The organism is Pseudomonas sp. CFBP13528, assembly GCF_005233615.1.
Lineage (GTDB): Bacteria > Pseudomonadota > Gammaproteobacteria > Pseudomonadales > Pseudomonadaceae > Aquipseudomonas > Aquipseudomonas fluorescens_AM.
Map to the genome: position 1 here is coordinate 56,398 of NZ_QGAJ01000004.1, position 21,980 is coordinate 78,377.

Annotated in this window: 16 protein-coding genes; 11 read left to right on the top strand and 5 right to left on the bottom strand. The window is 63.0% G+C overall.

Annotated elements, in window-relative coordinates; genetic code table 11:
* Positions 1–10 precede the first annotated feature (10 nt).
* The 5 genes from PspCFBP13528_RS09800 to PspCFBP13528_RS09820 all read left to right on the top strand — a co-directional run bounded on the left by PspCFBP13528_RS09800 (position 11) and on the right by PspCFBP13528_RS09820 (position 10,522).
* On the top strand, positions 11–1,303 hold the full coding sequence (locus PspCFBP13528_RS09800; RefSeq protein ID WP_065953476.1) for an HlyD family type I secretion periplasmic adaptor subunit: 1,293 nt from the start codon (positions 11–13) through the stop codon (positions 1,301–1,303).
* Positions 1,304–1,305: 2 nt separating this feature from the next.
* The gene (locus tag PspCFBP13528_RS09805; RefSeq protein WP_065953477.1) at positions 1,306–2,646 is read left to right on the top strand and encodes a TolC family outer membrane protein; all 1,341 of its coding nucleotides are present in this window, start codon (positions 1,306–1,308) and stop codon (positions 2,644–2,646) included.
* Between the two features lie 34 nt (positions 2,647–2,680).
* Positions 2,681–5,638 (top strand): autotransporter serine protease, encoded by a 2,958-nt coding sequence (locus tag PspCFBP13528_RS09810; RefSeq protein ID WP_137200096.1) that lies wholly within the window; start codon positions 2,681–2,683, stop codon positions 5,636–5,638.
* Between the two features lie 172 nt (positions 5,639–5,810).
* Positions 5,811–8,918 carry an autotransporter serine protease gene (locus tag PspCFBP13528_RS09815; RefSeq protein WP_137200097.1) on the top strand — a complete coding sequence of 1,036 codons (3,108 nt, stop codon included), beginning with the start codon at positions 5,811–5,813 and terminating at the stop codon, positions 8,916–8,918.
* 179 nt (positions 8,919–9,097) lie between these two features.
* The gene (locus PspCFBP13528_RS09820) at positions 9,098–10,522 is read left to right on the top strand and encodes a lipase (protein WP_137200098.1); all 1,425 of its coding nucleotides are present in this window, start codon (positions 9,098–9,100) and stop codon (positions 10,520–10,522) included.
* 131 nt (positions 10,523–10,653) lie between these two features.
* Here the strand turns inward: PspCFBP13528_RS09820 and PspCFBP13528_RS09825 are convergent, their stop codons facing one another.
* Positions 10,654–10,878, bottom strand: coding sequence for a YgdI/YgdR family lipoprotein (locus PspCFBP13528_RS09825; RefSeq protein ID WP_057722473.1), 225 nt, complete (start codon positions 10,876–10,878; stop codon positions 10,654–10,656).
* Between the two features lie 188 nt (positions 10,879–11,066).
* Between PspCFBP13528_RS09825 and PspCFBP13528_RS09830 the strand changes: the two genes are divergently transcribed.
* Both PspCFBP13528_RS09830 and PspCFBP13528_RS09835 read left to right on the top strand, forming a co-directional pair.
* Entirely contained in the window at positions 11,067–12,713 is a 1,647-nt protein-coding gene (locus tag PspCFBP13528_RS09830) for a VRR-NUC domain-containing protein (RefSeq protein WP_137200099.1), read from the top strand.
* On the top strand, positions 12,710–14,968 hold the full coding sequence (locus PspCFBP13528_RS09835; RefSeq protein WP_137200100.1) for an ATP-dependent DNA helicase: 2,259 nt from the start codon (positions 12,710–12,712) through the stop codon (positions 14,966–14,968). The genes PspCFBP13528_RS09830 and PspCFBP13528_RS09835 overlap by 4 nt, the downstream gene beginning before the upstream one ends.
* A 66-nt stretch (positions 14,969–15,034) precedes the next feature.
* Here PspCFBP13528_RS09835 and PspCFBP13528_RS09840 read toward each other — a convergent pair whose 3' ends face one another.
* Positions 15,035–15,985, bottom strand: coding sequence for an alpha-E domain-containing protein (locus PspCFBP13528_RS09840; protein WP_101220594.1), 951 nt, complete (start codon positions 15,983–15,985; stop codon positions 15,035–15,037).
* Positions 15,986–15,987: 2 nt separating this feature from the next.
* Positions 15,988–17,397, bottom strand: a complete 1,410-nt coding sequence (locus tag PspCFBP13528_RS09845) for a circularly permuted type 2 ATP-grasp protein (protein WP_065953484.1) — start codon at positions 17,395–17,397, stop codon at positions 15,988–15,990.
* A 428-nt stretch (positions 17,398–17,825) separates the two neighbouring features.
* Between PspCFBP13528_RS09845 and PspCFBP13528_RS09850 the strand changes: the two genes are divergently transcribed.
* From PspCFBP13528_RS09850 to PspCFBP13528_RS28040, 3 genes are all read left to right on the top strand, one after another.
* Entirely contained in the window at positions 17,826–18,371 is a 546-nt protein-coding gene (locus PspCFBP13528_RS09850) for a hypothetical protein (protein WP_043050489.1), read from the top strand.
* Positions 18,372–18,456: 85 nt separating this feature from the next.
* Positions 18,457–18,669: a hypothetical protein gene (locus tag PspCFBP13528_RS09855; RefSeq protein WP_137200101.1), complete on the top strand. Its 213-nt coding sequence runs from the start codon at positions 18,457–18,459 to the stop codon at positions 18,667–18,669.
* Positions 18,670–18,680: 11 nt separating this feature from the next.
* Positions 18,681–18,815: a hypothetical protein gene (locus PspCFBP13528_RS28040; protein WP_275113128.1), complete on the top strand. Its 135-nt coding sequence runs from the start codon at positions 18,681–18,683 to the stop codon at positions 18,813–18,815.
* A 53-nt stretch (positions 18,816–18,868) separates the two neighbouring features.
* On the opposite strand, the gene PspCFBP13528_RS09860 is transcribed toward PspCFBP13528_RS28040, so the two are convergent.
* A complete protein-coding gene (locus PspCFBP13528_RS09860) occupies positions 18,869–20,215 on the bottom strand; it encodes a sodium:proton antiporter (protein WP_065953486.1) in 1,347 nt (448 codons plus the stop codon).
* Between the two features lie 237 nt (positions 20,216–20,452).
* A complete protein-coding gene (locus PspCFBP13528_RS09865) occupies positions 20,453–20,893 on the bottom strand; it encodes an Lrp/AsnC family transcriptional regulator (RefSeq protein WP_065953487.1) in 441 nt (146 codons plus the stop codon).
* 109 nt (positions 20,894–21,002) lie between these two features.
* Between PspCFBP13528_RS09865 and PspCFBP13528_RS09870 the strand changes: the two genes are divergently transcribed.
* Positions 21,003–21,902 (top strand): DMT family transporter, encoded by a 900-nt coding sequence (locus PspCFBP13528_RS09870; RefSeq protein WP_065953488.1) that lies wholly within the window; start codon positions 21,003–21,005, stop codon positions 21,900–21,902.
* The last annotated feature ends 78 nt before the right edge of the window (positions 21,903–21,980 follow it).

A 21,980-nucleotide genomic window follows, 5' to 3' on the forward strand; every position in this document is an offset into this window, starting at 1 on the left:
GGATACTTGCATGATTTACGAACAACACGACGCGCGCACCTTCGTGCGCATGGGTTGGCTGCTGACCGTGGTCGGCGCCGGCGGGTTTTTCCTCTGGGCCAGCCTCGCGCCGCTTGATCAAGGCATTCCGGTACAGGGCACGGTGGTGGTGTCGGGCAAGCGCAAGGCCGTGCAAACCCTCAGTCCCGGCGTGGTCAGCCGAATTCTGGTGCGCGACGGCGAGGCCGTGAAACAAGGTCAGCCGCTGTTTCGCCTCGACCAGACCCAGCACCAGGCCGACGTGCAATCGCTGCAAGCCCAGTACCGTATGGCCTGGGCCAGCGCCGCACGCTGGCAGAGTGAGCGTGACAACCTGCCCGGCGTGACGTTTCCCGCCGAGCTGAGCACTGATCCCGACCCGGCACTGGCGCTGGTATTGGAGGGCCAACGCCAACTGTTCAGCAGTCGCCGCGAGGCCTTTGCCCGCGAGCAGGCCGGCATTCGGGCGAGCATCGACGGCGCCATGTCGCAGTTGGGCGGCATGCGCCGTGCCCGCAGCGACTTGACCGCCCAGGCGCAATCCCTGCGCGACCAGTTGAGCAACCTGCAACCGCTGGCCGACAACGGCTACATCCCGCGTAACCGCCTGATGGACTACCAGCGCCAGTTGTCCCAGGTGCAGCAGGACCTGGCGCAAAACGCCGGCGAGAGTGGCCGCGTCGAGCAGGGCATTGTCGAGTCGCGCCTCAAATTGCAGCAGCACAGCGAGGAATACCAGAAGGAAGTGCGCAGCCAATTGGCCGACGCGCAACTGCGCAGCCTGACCCTGGAGCAGCAACTCACCTCCGCCGGGTTCGACCTGCAACACAGCGAAATCAACGCGCCGGCCGATGGCATCGCGGTCAACCTTGGCGTACACACCATCGGTGCCGTGGTGCGCGCGGGGGAAACCCTGCTGGAGATTGTGCCCCAAGGCACGCGCCTGGAAGTGGAAGGGCATTTGCCGGTGCACCTGGTGGACAAGGTCGGTACGCACTTGCCGGTGGACATCCTCTTCACCGCCTTCAACCAGAGCCGCACCCCGCGCGTGCCGGGGGAGGTGAGCCTGATTTCCGCCGACCAGATGCTCGATGAAAAGACCGGTGCGCCGTATTACGTGCTGCGCACCACCGTCAGCGAAGCGGCGCTGGAAAAACTCCACGGCCTGGTGATCAAGCCGGGCATGCCCGCCGAGATGTTCGTGCGCACCGGCGAACGCTCGTTGCTCAATTACCTGTTCAAGCCGCTGCTCGATCGCGCCGGCTCTGCGTTGACCGAGGAATGAACATGAAGCCTGTGTTCATCGCCTTGCTGTTGAGCTGTGCCAGTGCGCACGCCGCCATGGGCCCGTTCGATGTGTATGAGCAGGCCCTGCGCAATGACCCGGTGTTCCTTGGCGCGATCAAGGAGCGCGACGCCGGCCTGGAAAACCGCACCATCGGCCGCGCCGGCTTGTTGCCAAGGCTGTCGTACAACTACAACAAGGGCCGCAACAATTCCGAAGCGCACCTGCCCGACGGCCGTGGCGGCAGCTATCGCGACGACCGCAACTACAACAGCTACGGCTCCACCTTCAGCCTGCAACAACCGCTGTTCGACTACGAAGCCTACGCCAACTACCGCAAGGGCGTGGCCCAGGCGCTGTTTGCCGACGAGAGCTTTCGTGACAAGAGCCAGGCCCTGCTGGTGCGGGTGTTGAGCTATTACACCCAGGCGCTGTTCGCCCAGGACCAGATCGACATCGCCCGCGCCAAGAAGAAAGCGTTCGAGCAGCAGTTCCAGCAGAACGAACACTTGTTCAAGGCAGGCGAGGGCACGCGCACGGACATCCTGGAAGCTGAATCGCGCTATGAGCTGGCCACCGCCGAAGAGATCCAGGCCCTGGATGAGCAGGATGCCTCCCTGCGCGAGCTGGGCGCGTTGATTGGCGTGCAAAGCGTGAATATCGACGACCTGGCGCCGCTGAACCACAGCTTCGCCGCGTTCAGCCTGAGCCCGGCCAACTACGCCACCTGGCACGAACTGGCGCTGACCAACAACCCGGTGCTGGCCTCGCAGCGCCAATCCCTGGAAGTGGCGCGCTATGAAGTGGAGCGCAACCGCGCCGGGCATTTGCCGAAAATTACCGCCTACGCGAGTTCACGCAAGCAGGAATCGGACAGCGGCAACACCTACAACCAGCGCTACGACACCAACACCATCGGCGTCGAAGTCAGCCTGCCGCTGTATGCCGGTGGCGCTATCTCGGCCTCCACGCGCCAGGCCAGCCGCGCCATGGAGCAGGCCGAGTACGAACTGGAAGGCAAGACCCGCGAAACCCTGATCGAACTGCGCCGCCAGTTCAGTGCCTGCCTGTCCGGGGTGAGCAAGTTGCGCGCCTATCAGAAGGCCCTGACCTCGGCCGAGGCACTGGTGGTGTCGACCAAACAAAGCATCCTCGGCGGCGAGCGGGTCAACCTCGATGCGTTGAATGCCGAGCAGCAGCTCTACAGCACCCGCCGCGACCTGGCCCAGGCGCGGTACGACTACCTGATGGCCTGGACCAAATTGCATTACTACGCGGGCAACTTGCGCGACACCGACCTGGCCAAGGTGGACGAGGCCTTCGGTCCGGAGAGAACGCGGTAGGGGCAACACATAACAATAAAACAGGAGTGTACGGATGATCACGGATTCACCACGGTTCAAACCCTTCACCGCAGGCTCATTGCTGCTGTTGTCCGTTGCGGCGCAGGCGCAATACGCCGAAACCGGCCAGCCGGGTAACCCGGCCAGTTGGCGTTCCGCCGAGTACCAGAGCGATTGGGGCCTGGGGCGCATGAAGGCCGATGAAGCCTATGCCGCCGGAATCAGCGGCAAGGGCGTGAAAATCGGTGCGCTGGACTCGGGGTTCGATGCCAATCACCCCGAAGCGTCCAAAGATCGCTTCCATCCGGTCACCGCCAGCGGCACTTACGTCGATGGCAGGCCCTTCAGCACCACCGGCGCACTCAACCCGAACAACGACTCCCACGGCACCCATGTCACCGGCACCATGGGCGCGGCGCGCGACGGCGTGGGCATGCATGGCGTGGCGTACAACGCCCAGGTCTATGTCGGCAACACCAACGCCAACGACAGCTTTCTGTTCGGCCCGACTCCGGACCCTCAGTACTTCAAAACGGTGTACAACGCCCTGGTCGATTCCGGCGTGCGCGCCATCAACAACAGCTGGGGCAGCCAGCCCAAGGACGTCAGCTACCAGACCCTGGGCGATCTGCACGCGGCCTACGCCCAGCACTACAACCGCGGCACCTGGCTGGACGCGGCGGCGGATGTGGCCAAGGCTGGCGTGATCAACGTGTTCAGCGCCGGCAACAGCGGCTATGCGAATGCCAGCGTGCGCTCGGCGCTGCCGTATTTCCAGCCGGAACTGGAAGGTCACTGGCTGGCGGTGTCGGGGCTGGATAGGGCCAACAACCAGAAGTACAACCAGTGCGGCATCGCCAAGTACTGGTGTATCTCCACCCCGGGTGCGCTGATCAACAGCACCATCCCGGACGGCGGTTATGGCGTGAAGTCCGGCACCTCGATGTCGGCGCCCCATGCCACCGGCGCGTTGGCGCTGGTGATGGAGCGCTATCCCTACATGACCAACGAGCAGGCGCTGCAGGTACTGTTGACCACCGCCACGCAACTTGACGGCTCAATCACCCAGGCCCCCAACGCCATCGTCGGCTGGGGCGTGCCTGACCTGGGCCGGGCAATGCATGGGCCGGGGCAGTTGCTGGGCGCGATGGACGTGAACCTCGCAGCCGGGCAGGGCGATGTGTGGAGCAATGGCCTGTCTGACCAGGCGCTGCTCCAGCGTCAGGCCGAAGACCGCGCCGAGCACAGCGCCTGGCAGCAAACCCTGCTCGACAAAGGCTGGCAGAACGGCGTGAGCACCAGCGCCAGCCAGCAGGACCAGACCGACTACGCCGTGGGCAGTGCGCGCGATCAGGCGGCGGCGAACCGCGTGTACGAAGGCAGCCTGATCAAATCCGGCGCGGGCAGCCTGGTGCTCAGCGGCGACAGCACCTATCGCGGCGCAACCATCGTCAACGGCGGCCTGCTGGCGGTGAACGGCTCGTTGACCTCGGCCGTGACGGTCAACGACAGCGGCACCCTCGGCGGCTCCGGACGGATCGGCGCGCTGTCGGTCAACAACGGCGGGCGTGTGGCGCCGGGCAACTCGGTGGGCACTTTGCAGGTAGCCGGGGATGTGAACCTGGGCGCCGGCTCCACCTATGCGGTGGAACTCACCCCCACCAGCAGCGACCGCATCGTCGCCGGCGGCAAGGCCGTGCTGGGGGGCGGTACGGTCACCCTGGCCCTGGAAAACAGCCCGACATTATTGAGCCAGGGTCAGGCCCAAAGCCTGATCGGCCGGCAGTATTCGATTCTCGAGGCGGCAGGCGGTGTCCAGGGCCAGTTCGGCCAGGTGCTGCCGAACTATCTGTTCCTCGGCGGCACCCTGGATTACGCCGCCACTGGGGTGCAACTGAATGTCGGGCGCAATGACGCCAGCTTCGCCAGCGTCGCCGCCACCCGCAACCAGCGCGCCGTCGCCACGGCCGCCGAGCAGTTGGGTGCGGGTAACCCGGTGTACGAAAGCCTGCTGCAGTCGGACTCGGTGACCACGGCGCAACAGGGCTTGCAGCAACTGTCCGGTGAAATCTACCCGGCCGTGGGCGCGATGTTGATCAACGACAGCCGCCAACTGCGCGATGCGGTGGGCGAGCGCTTGCGCCATGTGCCGATGGCCGGTGAAAGCAACCTGTGGTTCAAGGCACTGGGTGCCTGGGGCAAGTCCGACACGCGCGGTGAAACGGCAGGTTCCACCACCTCCCTCGGCGGCTTGCTGGCGGGGGTCGATGGCGCACTGGACGAACAGACCCGCGTCGGTGTGGTCGCCGGCTACAGCGACAGCTCATTGAGCATGGGCGGCGGCACGCATTCCTCGGCGTCCATCGACAGCTATCACTTCGGCGCCTATGCCGGGCGGGCGCTGGGCGACTGGCGCCTGAGTGTCGGCGGTGCCTACAGCTGGCATCGCGGCGATGTGAAGCGCGACCTGCAATACGGCGAGGTCAGCGGCAAGCAAAAGACCAAGCTGGAGGCGCGCACGGCGCAGCTGTTCACCGAAGCCGCGTACCGCATTCACCTGCAACCGCTGGCATTGGAGCCCTTCGCCAACCTGGCCTACGTGCACCTGGACAGTGACTCGTTCCACGAAAAAGGCGCGGCGGCGGCCCTGGAGCGCGGCAGTGACCGACGTGATGCGGTGCTCGGCACGCTGGGCGTGCGTGCCCTGAAAACCCTGGCCCTCAATGACCACCAGCAACTGGAACTGTCCGGCTCGCTGGGCTGGCAACACAGCCTGACGGCGGTGGAGTCCGAGGAACACCTGGCGTTTGTCGCCGGCGGGCCGTCATTTGCCGTGCGCAGCGCACCGTTGCTGCGCGACGCCGCGTTGGTAGGGCTGCAGGCGAGCCTGGCGCTGAGCCCGGCGACACGGGTCAACCTGGATTACAACGGCCAATTGGGCGGGCGCGAGAAAACCCAGGGCGTGGGGCTGAGCCTGAACTGGCAGTTCTAAAGGCACACCACAGTCCAAATGTGGGAGGGGGCTTGCCCCCGATGAGGGTGGGTCAGCCAGCACTTCCGGCGACTGACACTCCGCTATCGGGGGCAAGCCCCCTCCCACAGGAGGACAGTGGCGCCTGGTCGAGATTTTTCCAAATGCAATAAGAAAACTAAGGAAGGTCACCGTGAAAAAATGCAAGTCAGGGTTCACCATCGCCCTCCACACAGGCCCGGGCTATCCGCTCAAGGCGTTGAGCCGCGTGCCATACGGCGCGCTGCTGTGCTGCCTGGCCAGCCTGGGGACAGCCCAGGCCGCACCCTATGTGGAAACCGGCAAGCCGGGCGATGCCGCCAGTTGGCGCAGCAACGAATTCAAGGCCGACTGGGGCCTGGGCGCCGTGCACGCCGACACCGCGTATGCCGCCGGCTACACCGGCAAGGGCGTCAAGCTGGGCATCTTCGACCAGCCGGTGTACGCCCCGCATCCGGAATTCGCCAGCCCCGACAAAGTGGTGACAATCGTCACCGAGGGCATTCGCCAGTACACCGACCCGTATATCCCGGTGAAGGCCGGTGATGCGTTTCGCTATGACGGCACGCCGTCCCTGGGCTCCAACGGCAAGCTGGGCAACCACGGCACCCATGTCGGCGGCATTGCGGCGGGTAACCGCGACGGCGGGCCGATGCATGGCGTGGCGTTCAACGCGCAAATCATCAGCGCTGAAAACGGTGACCCAGGCCCGGAAGACGGGATCATCCTGGGCAACGATGGCGCGGTGTACAAAGCCGGTTGGGATGCGCTGGTTGCCAGCGGCGCGCGCATCATCAACAACAGCTGGGGCATCGGCATCGGTGATCAGTATGCCAAGGGCGGGCGCGATCCGGCGTTCCCCAACTTCACGGTCAATGAAGCCCAGGCGCAGTTCAACAACATCCGGCCGATCCTCGGCACGATCGCCGGGGGCGCTTATCAAGGCGCGATCGACGCGGCCCGCAGCGGTGTGCTGACCATTTTCGCCGCCGGTAACGACTACAACCGCAATAACCCCGATGCCATCTCGGGCCTGGCGTATTTCGTGCCGGAAATTGCGCCGAACTGGCTGTCGGTGGCGGCCCTGCAACAGAACCCGGACACCGCGAGCGCCAACCCTTACGTGATCAGCACCTTCTCGTCGCGCTGTGGCTATGCGGCGAGTTTCTGCGTGGCGGCGCCGGGTACGAAGATTTTCAGTTCGATCATCAACGGCACCAACCTGGACAACCTCACCAACGACTACGCCAACTTCAACGGCACCTCGATGGCCGCGCCTCATGTGGCCGGCAGTGCGGCGGTGCTGATGGAGCGTTTCCCGTACATGAGTGGCGACCAGATCTCCACGCTGCTCAAGACCACCGCCACCGACCTCGGCGCGCCGGGCATCGATTCGCTGTATGGCTGGGGCATGATCAACCTGGGCAAGGCGATCAACGGTCCGGGGATGTTCGTTACCGCCGAGGATATTCCGGCCGAGTTTCGCATCGACGGCGCCTACGGCAGTGGCCAGTTCGTCGCGGACCTGCCGGGCATTGGCGCGGTGGTGGATGCCGGCAAACCGACCCAGCGTGTGTGCAACGACATCCATTGCGGGCTGGACGTGTGGAGCAATGACATCGCCGGGCATGGCGGCCTGACCAAGCAGGGCATTGGCACGCTGGTGCTGACCGGCGCCAACACCTACAGCGGCCCGACCCTGGTCAACCAGGGCTTGCTGGCGATCAATGGCTCGGTTACGTCCGACGTCACTGTCAGCCAGAGCGGCGTGGTCGGTGGCTCGGGGCGTATCGGCTCGCTGAGCGCAAAAAGCGGCGGCACCGTGGCGCCGGGCAACTCCATCGGCACGCTGAACGTGGCGGGCAATGTCACCTTTGATGCGGGCTCGACTTACGCGGTGGAACTGTCGCCCACCAGCAGCGACCGGATTGTCGCCGGCGGCACTGCCACGCTCAATGGCGGCACCGTGACCCTGGCCCTGGAAAACAGCCCGACCTTGTTGAGCGTGTCCCAGGCGCAAAGCCTGATCGGCCGCCAGTACAACATCCTGCAAGCCGCAGGCGGTGTCACCGGCCGCTTCGGTGCGGTACTGCCGGACTACCTGTTCATCGGCGGCACGTTGAACTACGCAGCGGGCGGTGTGCAACTGGATGTGGCACGCACCAACAGCTTCGCCAGTGTGGCCGCTACGCCGAACCAGCGCGCCGTCGCCGCCGCCGCCGAGCAATTGGGCGCAGGCAATGGGGTGTATGAAAGCTTGCTGCTGGCCCCGACCGCGGCCTCGGCACAGGGCGCGTTCCAGCAACTGAGCGGCGAAGTCTATCCAGCCCTGGAGACTGCGCTGGTCAATGACAGCCGCTACGTGCGCGAAGCGGTTGGCGAGCGGCTGCGCAACGGTGAAATGGGCGCGACCAGCCAGGCTATCGACAGCCGTGGCAACGTGTGGGTCAAGGCGCTCGGGGCCTGGGGCAAGACCGACAGCCGCAGCGACACGGCCGGCTACACCACGTCCATCGGCGGCATGCTGGCCGGCGTGGACGGTGCCCTCGACGACGCAACGCGCATCGGCCTGGTGGCGGGCTACAGCGATACGTCGCTGAATATGGGCAGCGACACCCATAGCCGTGCCTCGGTCGACAGCTACCACTTCGGCGCCTATGCCGGGCATGAAATCGGCGCCTGGCGCCTGAGCGGCGGAGCCACCTACAGCTGGCACCGCGCCGATGTGAAGCGCGACCTGCAATACGGCGACGTCAGCGGCAAGCAAAAAGCCAAGGTCGATGCCCACAGCACCCAGGTGTTCACCGAGGCGGCGTACCGCATCAACCTGCAACCCCTGGCGCTTGAGCCATTCGCCAACCTGGCCTACGTGCACCTGGACACGGACAGCTTCAAAGAGAAGGGCGATGCCGCCGCGCTGAAAAGTGGCGACGACAGCCGCGACCTGGTGCTGAGCACCTTGGGGGTGCGCGCCTTGAAAACCTTCAACGTCAATGATCACCAGCAACTGGAAGTCTCCGGCACCCTGGGCTGGCAGCACAACCTGAGCAGCACCGACTCCGAGCAGCACCTGGCGTTTGCCTCCGGTGGCCCTTCGTTCGCGGTGGAAAGCGCGCCGATGGTGCGCGATGCCGCCCTGGTCGGGGCACGGGTGAGCCTGGCCCTGAGCAAGGATGCGCGAGTGAACTTCGACTACAACGGTTTGCTGGCCAGCAAGGAGAAGGTGCATGGCGTCGGTTTGAGCCTGGACTGGGCGTTCTGACGCGTTAAAAACCACGGTAGGAGCGAGCTTGCTTGCGAATAACTCAAGTGCGGCACGTTTGTTCAGGTAGAGCGCGTCATCGTTGACGAGCTTCGCGAGCAAGCTCGCTCCTACAGCGGGTGATGGATAAAAAGGTGTTTTGGCTTTCTCGACAAATCCAACAACAGAGAGGCAGTGCCATGGGTATCTTTGACTACAAAAACCTCGGGACCGAGGGCTCCAAAGCGCTGTTCGCCGATGCGCTGGCGATCACGCTGTATGCGTACCACAACCTGGATCACGGTTTTGCCGTGGGTTATCAGAACAACGGCCTGGGCCTGGGCTTGCCGGCCACGCTGGTGAGCGCCTTGATCGGCGGCACCGATGCCCAGGGGGTGATTGGCGGGATCCCCTGGAACCCCGACTCGGAAAAAGCCGCCCTCGACGCTGTGCATGCGGCCGGTTGGACGCCGATCAGCGCGGGCGCCCTGGGTTACACCGGCAAGGTGGACGCGCGGGGCACATTCTTTGGCGAAAAACCCGGCTACGCCTCGGCCCAGGTCGAAGTGCTGGGCAAATACGATGATGCCGGCACGCTGCAGGAAATCGGCATCGGTTTTCGCGGCACCTCGGGGCCGCGGGAGAACCTGATCAGTGACGCCATCGGTGATGTGATCAGCGACCTGCTCGCCGCGTTCGGTCCCAAGGACTACGCGAAAAACTACGCCGGCGAAGCCTTCGGCGGCTTGCTCAAAAACGTCGCCGAGTTTGCCGGTGCCCACGGCCTGAGCGGCCAGGATGTGCTGGTCAGCGGTCACAGCCTCGGTGGGCTGGCGGTCAACAGCATGGCCGACTTGAGCGACAGTAAATGGGCGGGTTTCTACAAGGACGCCAACTACGTGGCCTACGCCTCGCCAACCCAGAGTGGCGGTGACAAGGTGCTGAACGTGGGCTACGAGAATGACCCGGTGTTCCGCGCGCTGGATGGCGCATCGTTCAACCCGTCGTCGCTGGGCGTGCACGACAAACCCCATGAGTCCACCACCGACAATATCGTCAGCTTCAACGACCACTACGCGTCATCGCTGTGGAACGTGCTGCCGTTTTCCATCCTCAACCTGCCGACCTGGGTGTCGCACTTGCCCACCGGCTACGGCGATGGCATGACGCGCATTCTCGACTCCGGCTTCTATGAACAGATTACCCGCGACTCCACGGTGATCGTCGCCAACCTGTCCGACCCCGCGCGGGCCACCACCTGGGTGCAAGACCTCAACCGTAATGCCGAAGCGCACAAGGGCAATACGTTCATCATCGGCAGTCACGGCGACGACCTGATCCAGGGCGGCAAGGGCGCGGACTTTATCGAGGGCGGCAAAGGCAATGACACGATCCGCGACAGCAGCGGGCATAACACCTTCCTGTTCAGAGGGCACTTTGGCAATGATCGTGTGCTGGGCTACCAGGCAACGGACAAGCTGGTCTTCACGGACGTGCAGGGCAGCACGGATTATCGCGATCATGCCAAGCTGGTAGGCGGGGACACCGTGATCAGCTTCGGCGCCGACTCGGTGACACTGGTGGGGGTGAGCAGTGTGTCAGGGGAGGGGATAATGATCGGCTGAGTGGGAACACCGTCAAAACTGTGGGAGGGGGCTTGCCCCCGATTGCGGTGTATCAGCCTGCTTATATGTAGCTGACCTGGCGCTATCGGGGGCAAGCCCCCTCCCACATGTGATCGGCGTTGACGCCAGGTTTATTGTTCCTTGCGCACCGTTGCCACGTCATCGGCCTTGATACGAATACGCTTGCCGGCGATGTCGGTGAATTCATAGAAACCGTCGGCGGTCTTGGCGTTGGGTGTGTCCTTGGTCAGATACTGTGTGCCGTTTTGCAACGTGACCACCGTTTGCGTGGAGCAACCGGCCAATACCAGAAAAGTGAGTGCAACCAGCGGCAGACCCAAATTCTTCATGTTCATTACCCTTACCTTTAACCCTGAAAAGTCCCGCAGCGTCTGGCTACGGGGCATAAATGTTACGCGATCAGCTCCCTCATCTGATCGCTTTTTTTCAAAAAGTTGCAGGCGCCATTTATCTATTACTGATTGCAACAAAGCGTTTGCAGCGTCACTCTGTATGCATAACCAGTAGTTGATCGCTTTGTGCCATGGCCAACCCCCTCGAAGACCCCTTGTATTACCTGCACAACTTCCGCCAAGTGCTGATGTGGTTGGAGCAGCGCTATGCCGATCTGCTCGACCCGGACGAATTGCAGTTCATTCAGCAATTCGACAGGTTGCCGCAGGCGTCGCAAGCGTTATTGGTGCGCATGGTCATGCGCAAGGGCGTGCATTTTCGTGGAGGCAAGCTCAATTACCTGGAAATCGGCTGCCCGCATGCGGCCATGCAGCCATTGCTGGCGCTCGGTTGGGTCGAGGACCACTGCCTGTTGGGCTTTGAAGAACTGTTCGGTTTGCTGCAAAAAAGCGAGCTGCTCGCGGCCTTCAAGCCCTGGATCGAGCAACCCAAGGGCCGCAAAACCGACTGGCTGGAGCCATTGGCTGCGCAGTTCAATGAAAGCCGCAGCTTCGCCGTTTGGTGCCCCGACCTGCAGGATGTGCTCTACAGCCTGACGGTGATGCAATTGTGCGACCGCCTGCGCCTGATGTTTTTCGGCAACCTGTACCAGGACTGGTCGGAGTTCGTGCTGGCGGACCTGGGTATCTACACCTATGAGAAGGTTGCGTTCTGCGCCGAGTCCCGAGGGTTGCGCAGCCGCGCCGACGTGGAGGGCTTTTTGTTCCTGCACCAGTGTCAACAGGCTTTTGATGCGGGCCAGGCGCTGGAAACGGTGTTGGCGCACATCGCCACGCTGCACACCGACAACCCCTGGCTGGAAAAACGCCGCGCCAAATTGCTCTTCCAGATCGGCCAATACTGCGAGCGCAGCGCTGAGTTGAGCGTGGCCGAGCAGATCTATCGTGGCTGCGCCTATCCCGGCGCGCGTGCGCGGTTGATCCGCGTGCTGGAGCGCCAGGAGGCCTATGCACAAGCCCTGGCATTGGCCGTGGCGGCGCAACAGGCGCCGCAAAGCGCCGCCGAGCAGCAACACCTGCTGCGCGTAGTGCCGCGTCTGCGGCGCAAGCTGGGTGAGCCCAAGGTGCCCAAGGCCAAGCCGCGAGCCGTCACGCGCCTGGACCTGGCACTGACACCGCCGCAACCGCTGATGTCGGTGGAATATTGCGTGCAGGCCCACCTGAGCGAGCCGGGCGCGCCGGTGCATTACGTGGAAAACGGCCTGATCAATTCGCTGTTCGGCCTGCTGTGCTGGGACGTGATCTTCGCGCCGCTGCCCGGCGCGTTTTTCCACCCGTTCCAGCGCGGGCCTGCCGACCTGCACAGTGAGGACTTTCATCAGCGCCGAACCGAGTTGTTCAGCACCTGCTTTGAGCAACTGCGGGACGAGCGCTACAAGATCACCATTCGCCAACGCTACGTGGACAAGTGGGGCATTCAATCGCCCTTTGTATTCTGGAACCTGCTCAGCGAAGAGCTGCTGGAGCAAGCCCTGACCTGCCTGCCAGCCGAACACCTGCGTTACTGGTTCGAGCGGCTGCTGCTGGATATCCGCGCCAACCGCACCGGGATGCCTGACTTGATCCAGTTCTGGCCGGCGCAGAAAACCTACCGCATGATCGAGGTCAAGGGCCCTGGCGACCGCCTGCAGGACAATCAACTGCGCTGGCTGGAGTTCTGCGGCGAGTACCAGATGCCGGTCACGGTCTGCTATGTGCGCTGGGCAGAGCCCGCTTGAGCTATAGCGTCGCGGTGCGGGCGTTGTGCGAGTTCACGGCCAAGGTCGGTGACCTGGACTTGCGCTTTACTCCCTCGCCCAGTGCCCAGGAAGGCATCGTCGGCCATCGCACGGTGGCGTCGCGGCGCAGCGCGCATTACCAGAACGAAGTCGCGCTCGAGGGTGAGTACGAGCAACTCAAGGTGCGGGGCAGGGCGGACGGCTATGACCCGGACAGCAACCGCCTCGAGGAGGTAAAAACCTATCGCGGCGACCTTAAGGCCCAGCCCGCCAACCATCGGCAATTGCATTGGGCCCAGGTCAAGGTCTATGGCTGGTTGATGTGCCAGAAGCTGGGGCTCGATGAGATCGAGCTGGCGCTGGTGTATTTCGATATCGTCGGCGAGGGCGAGACCCTGCTCAAACAGCGCTTTGCCGCGCTCGACCTTGAGCGCTTCTTCAACCAGCAATGTGCGCTGTTCCTGGACTGGGCCCACCAGCAGATGCAACACCGTGAAGCGCGCAACCGCGACGCGCAAGGCCTGGCGTTTCCCCATGCCGAGTTTCGCAGCGGCCAGCGTTCGCTGGCCGAATCGGTCTACAAGGCGGTGAGTACCGGCCGTTGCCTGATGGCCCAGGCGCCGACCGGCATCGGCAAGACCGTCGGCACCCTGTTTCCGATGCTCAAGGCCCTGGCACCGCAGCAGTTGGACAAGGTGTTTTTCCTGACCGCCAAGACCCCGGGCCGCAAGCTGGCGCTGGATGCCGCCCAAGTGCTGTACGACAGCAGCCCCGAACTGTCCCTGCGGGTGCTGGAACTGGTGGCCCGGGACAAGGCCTGCGAGCACCTGGACAAAGCCTGCCACGGCGACTCGTGTCCGCTGGCCAAGGGCTTTTACGATCGCTTGCCCGCCGCCCGCCAGGCGGCAGCCAGGGTTCGTCTGCTCGATCAGCGTCACCTGCGGGAGGTCGCGCTGGCCCACGACGTCTGCCCCTATTACCTGAGCCAGGAAATGGCGCGCTGGACCGACGTGGTGGTTGCCGACTACAACTACTATTTCGACTTCGGCGCCATGCTCTTCGGGCTTGCGCAGCTCAATCAGTGGCGCGTCGCCGTGCTCGTCGACGAGGCGCATAACCTGGTCGAGCGCGCACGTTCGATGTACAGCGCCAGCCTCGACCAGTACAGCCTCAAGACGCTGCGCGACAGCGCCCCCGAGCCGCTGAAAAAGCCTTTGCAGCGCTTGAACCGTGAGTGGAATGCGCTGCACAAGGACCAGCTTGCGCCGTATCAGGCGTACGCGGCCAAACCCGACAAGCTGCTCCAGGCCCTGAGCCTGTGTGCCAGCGCCATGGGCGACTATTTCAACGACCACCCCGAAGCCCTCAGCGGCGACTTGCAGGCTTTTTACTTTGAGGCGCTGCAATTTAACAAGGTGGCCGAGCTGTTCAATGAACACTTCATCTTCGATATCAGCAAGCGCGCCTTCAGCGCCAAGCGCAGCAGCTCGACCCTGTGCCTGCGCAACGTGGTGCCGGCCGAGTTCATCCGGCCCAGGTTGACGGCTGCGCGCAGCAGCGTGCTGTTCTCCGCGACCCTCAGCCCACGCCACTACTACGCCGACTTGCTCGGGCTGCCGACGGACACCGCCTGGGTCGACGTCGAATCGCCGTTCAAGGCCGAGCAATTGAAAGTGAGCATTGTCGAGCGCATCTCCACGCGGTTCGTGCACCGCCAGGCGTCGCTGGAACCCATTGTGGAATTGATCGCCCGGCAATTCGCCACGCAGCCGGGCAACTACCTGGCATTTTTCTCCAGCTTCGATTACCTGCAACAAGTCGCACAGCTGCTGGCCGAGCGGCACCCGCAGATTGCTCTGTGGCTGCAGTCGCGGGGTATGGCCGAGGCTGAACGCCAGGCCTTTCTGGACCAGTTCACCCCGCACAGCCAGGGCGTGGGTTTTGCGGTACTGGGCGGCGCCTTTGGCGAAGGCATCGACTTGCCCGGCGCGCGCCTGATCGGCGCGTTTATCGCCACCCTGGGCCTGCCGCAGCTCAATCCGGTGAATGAACAGATGAAAGCGCGCATGGGCGCAATCTTCGGCGCGGGCTATGACTACACCTATCTGTATCCCGGTATCCAGAAAGTGGTGCAGGCGGCGGGGAGGGTGATCCGCAGTCAACACGACCGGGGCGTGGTGATGTTGATCGATGATCGCTTTGGTGAGGCGCGGGTGAGGCAATTATTGCCGCGTTGGTGGGCACCAACGACCTGAGGGATACACAGCCATTCAAATGTGGGAGGGGGCTTGCCCCCTCCCACATTGGCACTGTGTTGGGGCTTAGACCACTTCCAGGTAGGAGCTTTGTATCGCCCGCGCCAGTTCGCGCACGGTGTCGATGAAGTCGGTCAGCCGAGTGTGCAGCCCATCTTCCAGAATCTCATCGATGCCGGTGTACCGCAGGCGTGCCTCGAACTCGGCCGCCAGGCGCTGCGCCGTGCGGCCGTAACTGCCGGGCAGGTCGGCGAGGATGTGGCTCAGTTCCTCGATGCACGCATGCAGCGAGCGCGGCACGTCGCTGCGCAACAGCAGCAGCTCGGACACCGAACGCGCGTTCAGGGCATTCGGGTACAGCTCGGTGTAGGCTTCGAACGAAGACAGCGCCCGCAGCAGGGCACTCCACTGGTAATAGCCGCGTGCCGACAAGTCGCTGACTTCTTCGGACTCTTCACCAAACATCTCATAACGCGCATCCAGCAGGCGCAGGGTGTTGTCCGCACGTTCGACAAAGGTGCCCAGGCGAATGAATCGATAGGCGTCATTGCGCATGATGGTGCCGGAGGTTGCGCCGCGAAACAGGTGCGAGCGTTGCTTGACCCAGTCACAGAAATGGCTGATGCCATGCCGCGCCAGGCCGCCGGCGGCGATGCTGCGCATTTCCAGCCAGGTGGCGTTGAGGTTTTCCCACATGTCGGCGGTGATGCGTCCGCGCACTGCATGGGCATTGCCCCTGGCAGCGCGCAGGCAGTTGTAGATACTGGCCGGGTTTTCTTCATCCAGGGCGAAGAAGTGCAGCATGCGTTCGGCGTCCAGTTGCTGATGGCGCTCAAGGTAGCTGTCCAGGGTGCCGCTGCAGAGCAACGACATCGCCAGTTCATCGAGCCCATCGCTGCGCCCGGCCTGGGGCATCAACGACAGCGAATAACTGACTTCCAGCATGCGCGCCAGGTTCTCGGCGCGCTCAAGATAGCGGGACATCCAATACAGATCTGCGGCGGTTCTACTCAACATACTCAGCCCTCCACCACCCAGGTGTCCTTGGTTCCGCCGCCTTGCGACGAGTTGACGATCAGTGAGCCTTCCTTGAGCGCTACACGGGTCAGGCCGCCGGGCACCAGGCGGGTTTCCTTGCCCGAAAGCACGAACGGGCGCAGGTCGATATGCCGCGGCGCGATGCCGTTTTCGACGAAGGTCGGGCAGGTGGACAGGCTCAGGGTCGGCTGGGCGATATAGGCATGGGGACGCGCCTTGATGCGCTGGCGGAAGTCCTCGATCTCGGCAGCGCTGGAAGCCGGGCCCACCAGCATGCCGTAGCCGCCCGAGCCCTGGGTTTCCTTGACCACCAGGTGTGCAAGGTTGGCCAGCACGTGGGACAGTTCATCCGGCTTGCGGCACTGGAAGGTCGGTACGTTTTGCAGAATGGGTTCTTCATCCAGGTAAAAGCGGATCATTGCCGGTACATAGGGGTAGATCGACTTGTCGTCGGCCACGCCGGTGCCGATGGCGTTGGCCAGTACCACGTTGCCTGCGCAATAGGCGGCAACCAGGCCGGGCACGCCGAGCATCGAGTCGGGGTTGAACGCCTGCGGGTCGAGGAAGGCGTCATCGATGCGCCGGTAGATGACGTCCACCGCCTTGGGGCCGTCGGTGGTGCGCATGAATACCTTGAGCTCGTGCACGAACAGGTCGGCGCCTTCCACCAGCTCTACGCCCATTTCCCGGGCCAGGAAGGCATGCTCGAAGAAGGCACTGTTGAAGCGCCCGGGGGTGAGGACCACCACGTTGGGGTTGTCCAGGCGGCTGGCGCTTTTCAGGGTCTTGAGCAGCAGGTTGGGGTAGTGGTCCACCGGCGCGATGCGCTGCCTGGCGAACACTTCCGGGAACAGGCGCATCATCATCTTGCGGTCTTCGAGCATGTAGCTGACGCCGCTGGGGGTGCGCAGGTTGTCTTCGAGTACGTAGTAGGTGCCGTCGCCGTCACGCACCAGGTCGACGCCGGAGATGTGCGAGTAAATGTCGCGGTGCAGGTCCAGGCCAACCATTGCCTTTTGATAGCCCTCATTGCCCAGCACCTGGTCTGCCGGGATGATCCCGGCCTTGATGATGCGCTGGTCGTGGTAGATATCGGCGAGAAACATGTTCAACGCGGTGACCCGCTGGATACAGCCGCGCTCGATCACGCTCCATTCGCTGGCGGGAATGCTGCGCGGGATGATGTCGAAGGGAATCAGGCGCTCGGTGTCCTGCTCGTCGCCGTACAGGGTGAAGGTGATCCCGGCGCGGTGGAACAACAAATCCGCTTCACGGCGACGCTGGGCCAGCAGTTCCGGCGGCGTATTGGCCAGCCAGCGGGAGAAATCCTGATAATGCGCACGGCAGGCGCCGTCTGCGTCATTCATTTCATCGAAGAAAGATCGAGCCATTCCAGTACCTTGTCAGTGCCCAGCCTTGCTTGGTTGGCAGCTTGCTTGGGTGGCACTGCCGCTAAAAAACGCTTTTCTTATGAGCCTGTGGCTAAGGGTGCCAACAGGCCTGGTCCTTACTTTCTTATGGGGTCGGCTCTGGGTCGGGGGGTAACGAATGCTCCTGTTTACCGGCGGATGAATGGATTAAGCAAGGCGTGTGCCGTAACGGCCGTCAATACCGGTAAATCCTCTGTAGGAGCGAGCTTGCTCGCGAAGAACTCAAGAGCAATGGGTTTAACCAGATTGGCGCGTCATCGTTGACGATCTTCGCGAGCAAGCTCGCTCCTACGGGGGGCGCAGGGTGCTCTGATTTGGTGCGCGACGAACTTGAACTTCACCCTGGCCCGCCTCTTCTAATGAGCCTTGAAACCGTATGGAGCGCCATCGTGCCCAGAATCATTTCGCCCAACACCCCGGAAGCGGCGTTGACCGACCACAGCGAGCACAACGCCAAGATCTTCGGTTCGCCCAAGGACCGTCTCGACTTCTATCGTCGCGAGATCCAGTACGAAACCAGTATCCTGGCCAACCGCACCGACGCCTACCTCACCGCCCAGTCATTCCTGGTGATTGCCTTCGTCTCCGGAATGGGCAACCTGAACCCGGAGTGGGGCAAGTTGTTCACCCTGGTGGTGCCGGTGATTCTCGCCGCCCTGGGTATTCTCAGCTCACTCAACGCCTGGCCCGGCATCCGCGCGGCCTACGAGATCATCGATCACTGGCACTACAAGCAGAGCGAGCTGCTGCGCAGTGAGCCGGTGATGGGCATGGCCTACGATGAATCGCCGTTGTTTTCCGAAATGGAGTCAACCCACAAGGGCTATCGCAAGTCACTGCTGTTTTCCATGCGGGCGCCGTGGTTGTTCATGGTGTTCTGGCTGGTGTTGGGCATCTATGCTTTTTACATCCAGGTCGACAACCCACTGCGATGAGCAATTGGACGGAACTTCCCCCGTTAACCCAGCGCCTTAGCTGTACGGGGTACAGATTCCCCACAAGCCTGCAATGAGGTGCGCCATGACCACAGATAACGATCCCCAGACCACTAACCGCAACGACCCGGCGATCGACGCTGGCAAGCCGGGCCCCGGCACTGCTGCCGATGCGCCCAAGGACCCGGCGCCGGCAAGCGACCCGGATGCCGAAGAAAACGACTACAGTCCAGACTTCAAGTCTGAACCTGAGCACAAGCCTGAAACCGACGCCGATATCGATACCCAAGGCGGTTAGAGGAGAGAGTCATGTCAAAAGAAGTGGACGAAGAACTCAACGATCCGGGCAATGAAGACCCGGGCTCATTGATGGACGATGCCGAGGTGCCGCTCAACGATCTGGATGAAGCGGCGGACCTCGGCAACACAGAAAAGCAGGACTGATCCGGCGACGGGCCCGGGGGATAGCAATTTAATCCCCTGGCGCAGCCCAGGATTCAATTTTTTTGCGCGGCGCGCCGTTCGTACCACACCAGCATGGGTTGGGTGCTCAAGCCATGCACCATCACGCTCAACGCAATCACTGACAGGGTGAGGTTCACCGCCACAGCACTGCTGGTGCCGATCAGCCCGTGGTTGAGGGCATAGAACAGGTAGTAGATGCTGCCGATTCCGCGAATGCCGAACCAACTGACCAAACTGCGTTGGCGACGGTCCATCAGCCTGCCCCAAGGCATGGCGAACACGCTAAGCGGGCGAATCACGCAAAACAGTAACGCGGCCAGCCCCAGCGCGCGCCAGTCCCAATGGCTGACCAGCACGATGCCCAGCACCGTCACCAGGAACACCTCCATGGAGCGCTCCACCAGGCTGCCGAAGGCGAGCATATCGCCCATCATTACGCCGGCCGCGATCTGCGTGTCCTGCAACTGGCTGACATCACCGTGCAGGGCTTGTTCAGGCTCGATCTCCAGGTGGCCCACCACCGGCTGCGCCAGATGCTCGGCGGGTGTCTGGGCGTAACCGGTGGATTTGAACTCGGCCTGGCGCAGCCCCAGGCCCGCCGCGAACACCGACAGGAAGCCATAGCCGCCGATGGCTTCGGCGCTCACATAGGCCAGGGCGATCAGCGCCAGCGTGAGGTAGTCATTGGGTGACAAGGTGCTGTCGGCATTGATCAGGCGCATGCGCAAGGTCACACGACCGATGCCACGCCCCATCCAGTAACCCGTCAACAGCCCGGCCGGCACCGCCCATACCAGGTTTTTCAGCACCCAGCCGCCGAGCCAGTCGCCATCGAAACCGCCATGCTGCATGAACAGCAGGCCGAAGATCACAAAGGGAAAGGCGGTGCCGTCGTTCAGACCGGCTTCCCCGGACAGGCCGAACCGCAGCGGGTCGTAGTCCTGGGCATTGTTGACCTGAACCAGGCCGGCCAGTACCGGGTCGGTGGGCGCCAGCATCGCGCCCACCAACAGCGACGCCCCCCACGACAACTGGAACAGGTAATGCAGCGCCAGGCAGGTGCCGAGGATGGTCAGCAGCATCACCGGCCCGGCCATGCCAAACGCGATACGCCAGGTGCGATGCCTGAGCGGCAGGCGCAGTTTCAGACCGCTGACGAACAGCGAAAACAGCACCGCGACTTCCGTCAGGTGCTCCATCCAGCGAGCGGAACCCTTGACGTCCAGGTGCAACAGGTCCACGCCCAACGGGCCGATGGCGATGCCCAACAGCAGGCACACCGCCGAGGTGGTCACCGGCATCCAGCGCAGGTAGGAAGACGTGAGGGCGAGGGTGAGCAGCACTGCGCCCAATACGGCCAGCCATAGAATAAATGTCATCGAACGAGTACCGGGGCCGTGGTTTGTGCAGGTTTTGAGGGCGGCTGCAGGGCGCAGGTTCAATGTGATTGCATTCAGTTGCCGCGCACGCCATCGAGGCTTAAATCGACGGCTGTAGCGCAACTATGTGGGAGGGGGCTCGCCCTCGATAGCAGTGTGTCAGTCTCCGAGATGCTGACTGACCCTGCGCTATCGGGGGCAAGCCCCCTCCCACAGGTTTGTGCGGTGTACTGTCAGTCATTCGGTCAACGGCGGCAAACGCCGCTTCACCGGAGTTTTCTTGACAATTGCTGTGTTGGTCTCGGCGTAGGCGTTGAGCCGGTCGAGCAGCGTGTCCAGATGATCCATGGTGCGCACATGCAGGCGGGCGATGAAGCAGTCTTCACCGGTGACCTTGTCGCACTCGGTGAATTCGGGAATCGCCTGGATCTGTCGTTCCACTTCCTGCAACTTGCCGGGCAGGGGACGGATACGCACGATGGCTTGCAGCAGGTAGCCGAAGTGCCTGGGGTCGATATCGACGGTGTAGTGGGTCAGCACACCGCGTTCCTCCAGGCGGCGCAAGCGTTCGCCGACACTCGGCGAAGACAGCCCGGTGATGCCGGCCAGGGCCTTGAGGGACAGGCGCGAGTCATCCATCAAGGCGGCGATGAGTTGCTGGTCGATGGTGTCGATCATGGAATCTGCCTAATTAATAAAGGTCATTCGTGGCTGCGGCCTTTTTTAGTCGCTGGAGCGGCTGCGTGCCAGATTGCCATAATCGAGCCTCACTTGAGGAGCATCAATTATGGATACCGCTATCCGTCGCGGAATGTGGGAAATGATCGCCGCCATGCTGATCTCCGGCACCATTGGCTGGTTTGTGCTGGTGTCCGGCGTGTCGGTGATCGAGGTGGTGTTCTGGCGCTGCGTGATCGGCGCGCTGGCGCTGTTGCTGGTGTGCGCCTTGCTCGGTTACCTGCGGCTGGACCTGCTCAGTTGGGCCAGGTTCGGGCTGGCGGTACTCAGTGGCGTGGCCATTGTCGGCAACTGGCTGCTGCTGTTCGAATCCTACTCGCGCGCTTCCATCGCCATCAGTACGGCGGTGTATAACGTGCAACCGTTCATCTTGGTGATGCTGGCGGCGGTGTTTCTCGGTGAGCCGATCACCCTGCGCAAAATGACGTGGCTGAGCGTGGCGTTCCTGGGCATGCTGGCCATTGTCACTGCCCATGGTGAGCAGCCGGGCGGCGGCGACTATCTGGCAGGCATCGCACTGGCCCTGGGCGCGGCTTTTCTGTATGCGGTTGCCGCGCTGATCATCAAGCGGCTCAAGGCGGTGCCGCCGCATTTGATGGCGTTGATCCAGGTGAGCACCGGTGCCGTGTTGCTCGCGCCGCTGGTGCCCTGGGATCGTTTGCCCGCATCGACCGATGCCTGGGCGGCGCTCGCGACCCTGGGCCTGGTGCACACGGGTTTGATGTATGTGTTGTTGTACGGGGCGATACAGAAGCTACCGACCGCCATGACCGGCGCGTTGTCGTTCATCTACCCGATTGCGGCGATTTTCGTCGACTGGATCGCGTTCGGCCATCGCCTGGGATGGCTCCAATGGCTGGGTGTGGCGGCGATTCTGTTGGCGGCGGCGGGGTTGCAGCGGGGCTGGTGGTGGCCGCGTAACCTCGTCAGGAGCGAGGGGAACGCCTAGTTCTTGCTCGCGAAGAACGTTAACGATAACGCAGCGCATCGGGTCGACACGCGGCGTCCTTACGTTTTTCGCGAGCAA